The organism is Micromonospora sp. NPDC050417, assembly GCF_044458865.1.
GTDB lineage: Bacteria > Actinomycetota > Actinomycetes > Mycobacteriales > Micromonosporaceae > Micromonospora_G.
The window spans coordinates 23,859-29,871 of the sequence record NZ_JBITIH010000043.1 but is presented as its reverse complement, the minus strand read 5'-3'; the positions used below and the strand labels follow the sequence as shown (position 1 = coordinate 29,871).

Annotated in this window: 5 protein-coding genes and 1 tRNA gene; all 6 read right to left on the bottom strand. The window is 70.0% G+C overall.

All coding sequences use genetic code 11. From position 1 onward, the window contains the following. Positions 1-435: 435 nt before the first annotated feature. Positions 436-509: transfer RNA gene (locus tag ACIBF5_RS31850), tRNA-Pro, on the bottom strand. Positions 510-688: 179 nt separating this feature from the next. Beyond that, positions 689-2,089 (bottom strand): ribosome biogenesis GTPase Der, encoded by a 1,401-nt coding sequence (der, locus tag ACIBF5_RS31845; RefSeq protein ID WP_396816599.1) that lies wholly within the window; start codon positions 2,087-2,089, stop codon positions 689-691. Between the two features lie 64 nt (positions 2,090-2,153). Next, positions 2,154-2,834, bottom strand: a complete 681-nt coding sequence (gene cmk, locus ACIBF5_RS31840; protein ID WP_396816598.1) for a (d)CMP kinase — start codon at positions 2,832-2,834, stop codon at positions 2,154-2,156. A 378-nt stretch (positions 2,835-3,212) separates the two neighbouring features. Further along, positions 3,213-4,037, bottom strand: coding sequence for a pseudouridine synthase (locus ACIBF5_RS31835; protein ID WP_396816597.1), 825 nt, complete (start codon positions 4,035-4,037; stop codon positions 3,213-3,215). Beyond that, positions 4,024-4,980, bottom strand: a complete 957-nt coding sequence (gene scpB, locus ACIBF5_RS31830) for an SMC-Scp complex subunit ScpB (RefSeq protein WP_396816596.1) — start codon at positions 4,978-4,980, stop codon at positions 4,024-4,026. The genes ACIBF5_RS31835 and scpB overlap by 14 nt, the downstream gene beginning before the upstream one ends. After that, complete coding sequence (locus ACIBF5_RS31825; RefSeq protein ID WP_396816595.1) at positions 4,977-6,002, bottom strand: segregation and condensation protein A; 1,026 nt, start codon at positions 6,000-6,002, stop codon at positions 4,977-4,979. Before ACIBF5_RS31825 ends, scpB begins: the two co-directional genes overlap by 4 nt. Positions 6,003-6,013: the final 11 nt, after the last annotated feature.

Here is a 6,013-nt window from a genome sequence, read left to right as displayed (position 1 = left end):
GAATTCGGGTGGATAACTCCTCGGCACGTCTCTCCTCAACGAGCGAAACGCACGAAAGTCAACCAAACCGACTCCACCGAACCCGGGGAACATCAACCGCTCCATCAAAGCGGGGGGAACTCAATAGCCAGAGCCTTCGGCGGCCAAGCCCCAGAGCAGCCGGCGCCAAGCCGGCCCGGAGGTTGGACTGGCGCCGTAGCCAGTCGCCCCGACCACAACTGCGGCCGAACCTACCGCGCCCCTGGGCTCCAACTCGTTTGAACACAGCCACCCGCTCATACGACACACCACACCGATCCCTTGGCCTGCCTGGGGGTCGGTCGTGCCGCCTCGTGTCAGCAACTGATGTCCCGTACGAGCAACAAATGAGCAACAAACGATCAAGAGCCGGTCTCCCGAAGTTCAGGAAACCGGCTCTGACCTGCTGAAATACTGTCGGGACGGCCGGATTCGAACCGACGACCCCTTGACCCCCAGTCAAGTGCGCTACCAAACTGCGCCACGTCCCGTTGCTACCGCTTCGTACCCGGTGCGGCAGCCGCTATAGCGTAGCGCAGCCGCATCAGGCCTCGCACACAGCCCCTCTCTGCCTTGCGTCTTCCGTCGCCCACCCCACACCCCCTACCGCGTCCTAGGAAGATAGGCGGATAGGGGGCGCGTTGGTGGGGACGGGTGCGGGGCGTACCGGTCAGCCGTGGGCCTTGCCACGGCCTCCTGGGCCGAGCTTCTTACGCGGCCGAACCGACACCTCGACGGGACTGCCCTCGAAGCCGAACTCCTCGCGCAGTTTGCGCTCGACGAACCGTTGGTAGCCGGCGTCGAGCGGTCCGGTGGTGAAGAGCACGAACCGGGGCGGGCGGGTGCCCGCCTGGGTGGCGAAGAGCACGCGTGGCGCGCGTCCGCCGCGTACCGGGTGCGGGGTGGCCTGGACCAGGGCGGTGAGCCACTGGTTGAGCTGCCCGGTCGGCACCCGGGTCTCCCAGCTTGCGAGGGCGGTCCGCAACGCCGGCGCGAGCCGGTCCACGGAGCGGCCGGTCTTGGCCGAGACGTTGACCCGGATCGCCCACGGGATGCGGCGCAGTTCCCGCTCGATCTCCTTGTCCAGGTAGTACCTCCGGTCGGTGTCGACCAGGTCCCACTTGTTGAAGGCGATCACCAGTGCACGGCCGCTCTCGGTGACCATGGACAGCACCCGCTGGTCCTGTTCGCTGATCGGCTCGGCGGCGTCCAGCAGGACCACCGCGACCTCGGCCGCCTCGATCGCACCGGCGGTACGGAGGCTGGCGTAGTACTCGGTGCCGCTGGCTTTGCCGACGCGCTTGCGCAGCCCGGCGGTGTCGACCAGTTGCCAGGTTTCGCCGCCGATCTGGACCAGGCTGTCGACGGGGTCGACGGTGGTGCCCGCCACCGAGTCGACAACCGCCCGGTCCTCCTTGGCAAGTCGGTTGAGCAGGCTCGACTTGCCGACGTTCGGCCGGCCGACCAGGGCGACCCGACGCGGACCACGCGGGGCGTTCTCGTTGATCGGCGGCGGGTCGGGAAGCGCGTCGAGGATCGCGTCGAGCAGGTCGCCAGCGCCGCGGCCGTGTAGCGCGGAGACCGGGAACGGTTCGCCGAGGCCGAGTGACCAGAGCGAGGTCGCCTCGATCTCGGTGGCCGCGTTGTCCACCTTGTTCGCGATCAGGATCACCGGTTTCGCGCTGCGGCGCAGCATCCGTACCGCCGCTTCGTCGACGTCGGTGGAGCCAACCACGGCGTCGACGACGAAGAGCACCACGTCGGCGGTCGCGACCGCGATCTCGGCCTGGGCGGCGATCGCGGCAGCCCGGTCACGGGCGTCCGGTTCCCAACCACCGGTGTCGACCACGGTGAACTGCCGGCCGGACCACTGGGCGTCGTACGGCACCCGGTCCCTGGTCACCCCGGGTACGTCCTCGACGACCGCCTGACGGCGGCCGATGATCCGGTTGACCAGGGTCGACTTGCCGACGTTGGGGCGGCCGACGACCGCGACGACCGGTACCGGCCCGGTCTCTTCGACCTCGGGATCGGGCTCTCGCAGCTCGATCCAGCCATCGTCCGGGCTCATGCCACTGCCTCGTTCCGCTTGTTGACTCTGAGGGATCCGGCTCGAAGCCGGTTGGTTCGGGCAATCATGCGTCGACCTTGCCGTCGAGCAGGTTACGCAGGCGGGCGACGACCTGCTCGATGTTCATCGCCGTGGTGTCGAGTACGACCGCGTCGCTCGCCTGCTGCAGCGGGTCGGCCGCGCGGGTGGAGTCGAGCCGGTCCCGGCGGGCGAGGTCGGCCGCGGTGGTGGTGACGTCGGTGGCGTACTCGGCGCTGCGTCGTTGGGCGCGGGCGTCGGCGGAGGCGGTGAGGTAGACCTTCAGGTCGGCGTCGGGCGCGACCACGGAGCCGATGTCCCGGCCCTCCACGACGATCCGCTCGGCCGCCGAGATGATGCCCCGCTGCATGGCGACCAGCAGTTCCCGTACGGCCGGGACCGCCGACACGGCGGAGACGGCGCCGGTCACCTCGGGCCCACGGATCTCCTGGTCGATACCGACCCCGTCGGCGCTGACCCAGGTGGCGTCGGGCTCCACGCCGATCGCCAGATCAACCTCGCTGGCGACCTTGACCACGGCCTCGGCGTCCTTCAGGTCGACTCCGGCCCGTAGGACGGCCCAGGTGATCGCCCGGTACATGGCGCCGGTGTCGAGGTAGCGGGCATCGAGTGCGCTTGCCAGCCGCCGGGAAACGGTGGACTTACCTGAACCGGACGGGCCGTCCACGGCGACCACACATCGCCCGGTCCGTACCTTTTCCGCCACCGCTCCTCCTTCTTCAGTTCGGTACATACCGGCCTTGATCGCGGCCAGCGAGGTCGTTTACGCGCACGCGAAGGTGCACTCGTCGTCGTCCATCATGCCCCGTCGGTCGGATCACCCCGCGTGCGGCTCGGTGCCGGGGGACCCACGCCACCGGGGGCAGCCGGCGCCGAGGGCCGCTGGCCGACCCGCTGGCGACCCCGACGGTACGGGTGCGCCCGGGTCGCCCGGTGACCGAGCGCGCCACCCCAGGTGGTCGAAGGTGAGGTGAATCTTGGTCGACGCTCTCCCGGAGATTTTGCCGGACGGGGCCGGAGCGTCCGATTCCGGGCACCGCTGACGGGTGGGGTCGTCCCGCCGGCGCACCGCTTCTACCGTCGGTCAGTCACCGACGGCCTTGAAGAGCGCGGCTACCTCCGCGTTCGTCAGCCGACGGGTGCGGCCGGCGCGCAGGTCGCCGAGGTGGATCGGGCCGATCTGGGTACGGACCAGCCGGGACACGGGGTGGCCCACCTCGTCGAGGAGCCGGCGGACGATGTGCTTGCGCCCCTCGTGCAGGACGAGCTCGATCTGGGCGGTACGTCCGAGCGTGTCGATCAGCTTGAACGAGTCGACCTTCGCGGGGCCGTCCTCCAGTTCCACTCCGGCGAGGAGTCGGCGGCCGACCGAGCGGGGCAGGGGGCCCGCGACCTCGCACAGGTACGTCTTCTGGACCCCGTACGAGGGGTGGGTGAGCCGGTGGGCGAGGGTGCCGTCGTTGGTGAGCAGCAGCAGGCCCTCGCTGTCGGCGTCGAGCCGCCCGACGTGGTAGACCCGCTCCTCCACCCGGTCGAGGAAGTCCGCCAGCGCCGTCCGCCCCTTCTCGTCGGCCATCGTCGAGACGACCCCGCGTGGCTTGTTCATCGCCAGGTAGACCAGTCGGGTGTCGGTGATGAGCCGCTCGCCGTCGACGTAGATCACCGACGTGGCCGGGTCGACCTTGTCTCCGAGCTGTGCGACCTTTCCGTCGACGGTGACCCGGCGGCGGAAGATCAGGTCTTCGCAGGCGCGTCGCGAGCCGACGCCGGCGGCGGCGAGCACCTTCTGTAGCCGTTCGGCGCCTTCTTGCGCGCCGGATTCGCCCTGTTGGCCGACACCACCATTCGGTCGGTCGGTTGCCCTCCCGGTGGTGCGGGTCACCCGGGTACGGCTGTCATCGCGGGGCATCGGCTATCTCTTCCAGATCGTCGGGGAGGAACGGGGCGAGCGGGGGCAGTTCGTCGACCGTGTTCAGCCCGAGCTTCTCGAGGAACAGTGTCGTCGTACGGTAGAGGAAGGCACCGCTGTCCGGTTCGCTGCCGCACTCCTCCACCAGGCCGCGCGTTACCAGGGTACGGATGACGCCGTCACAGTTGACACCGCGGATGGCGGAGATCCGTGACCGGGTGACCGGCTGCTTGTAGGCGACCACTGCCAGTGTCTCCAGCGCCGCCTGGGTGAGCCGGACAGCCTGCCCGTTAAGGACGAACCGCTCGACGTACGTCGCGTATTCCGGGCGGGTGTACAGGCGCCACCCACCGGCTGCCCGGCGGAGGTCGAATCCGTGCCCGGCGGAGGTGTAACCGTCAGCGATCCGTTCGAGCATCTCGGCGACCCGGTCGGTGGGCTGTTCCAGTACCTGGGCGAGGACGATCTCCGCGACCGGCTCGTCGACGACCAGCAGGATCGCCTCCAGGGCGGCGCGCAGCTCGTCGTCGTCGACCAACGCCAGTCGGGCGGGTTCCTCCGTGGGTACGACCGGCGGCTCGACCGGGTCGGCGACCATCGGGCCGGCGAGCATCGGGCCAGCGAGCATCGGGGCGGCAAGCATCGGGCCAGCCGGCGCTGCCGTGGGCTCGGGCACCCCATGGACCTCGTCCGCCTGGTCCGCCTCGTCCGCCTCACCGGACAGGGCCGAGGGAGCGAAATCGTGCGTGCCGTCCCCGTCTACCGGTTCGTCCACCGCGGCCGACTCGGCGTCGACGACGGGCACGGAGGGTTCGGTCGACTCCCCCGGCGCTTCGGCCGGTCGCTGCGCAGGGGTCGACGCCTGGCGGGCCCACGGGGGCACCCAGGCCGCGGCCTGGTCAGCCAGGGAGTCCGGGGAGTCCCGACGTTCGTCGCTGGTCATCCTGGCTCCTCCTCCGTGGTCCGCTCGCGAGCCTCTCTCCCGCCGCTGTCGGCCGGGCCGTCGGAGCCCGCCGGCTCCGGCTGAACGCCTTCGGGTGACGGCGGGGTGGCGGGCGCGGGGGAACCGGCGTACTCGTCGATGTCGAGTTCGGCACCGCCGTCGGCGGGGCCGGTCCACCGTACGGTCAGCTCGCCCAGCGCCTGTACCTGGGTGAAGTCGACCAGGCCCTCCCGGTACAGCTCCAGCAGGGCCAGGAACCGGGCCACCACTTCGAGGGTCGACTCGCAGTCGGCACAGAGCAGGCGAAACGTGGCGGTGCCCATCCGGCGCAACCGGTCCCGCAGGATGGCCGCGTGCTCACGGACGCTGACCCGTACCTCATGGATGTGGGCGATCGAGACCACCGGCACCGGCTTCGGGGTCATCGCCTTGATCGCGAGCTTGAGCAGGCGTTCCGGTCCGATGCCGAGGACCAGGTCGGGCAGGGCCTGGGCGTACCGGTCCTCCAGGCTGACCGCGCGCGGGTAGCGCCGCGACCCGACAGATTCCAGTGCGGCGATGTGGCTCGCCGCTTCCTTGAATGCCTTGTACTGCAACAGCCGGGCGAAGAGCAGGTCCCGCGCCTCCAACAGGGCGAGGTCTTCCTCGTCCTCGACCTCGGCGGCGGGCAGCAGCCGGGCTGCTTTCAGGTCGAGCAGGGTCGCGGCGATGAGCAGGAACTCGCTGGCCTCGTCGAGGTCCCAGTCGTCGCCCATGGCCCGGATGTAGGCGATGAACTCGTCGGTGACCTGGTGCAGGGCGACCTCGGTCACGTCGAGCTTGTGTTTGCCGATCAACTGCAGCAGCAGGTCGAACGGGCCGGTGAAGTTCGCCAGCCGTACGGTGAATCCGGTTGTCGGTTCGGTGGCCGCGTCGTCAGGAGTGACGGCGTCCCCAGTGGCTGACGCATCGTCGGTGACCAGCGGCGGGCCGGAGCCGTCGGCTGGTTCGGCCGGAGACAGCTCGGCGGGCGGGTCGGTCACCCGACGACCGT

Excerpts from the sequence above, each read along its gene's own strand:
- der (WP_396816599.1), bottom strand. The coding sequence starts at position 2,089 with ATGAGCCCGGACGATGGCTGGATCGAGCTGCGAGAGCCCGATCCCGAG.
- ACIBF5_RS31835 (WP_396816597.1), bottom strand. The coding sequence starts at position 4,037 with ATGCCCCGCGATGACAGCCGTACCCGGGTGACCCGCACCACCGGGAGG.
- scpB (WP_396816596.1), bottom strand. The coding sequence starts at position 4,980 with ATGACCAGCGACGAACGTCGGGACTCCCCGGACTCCCTGGCTGACCAG.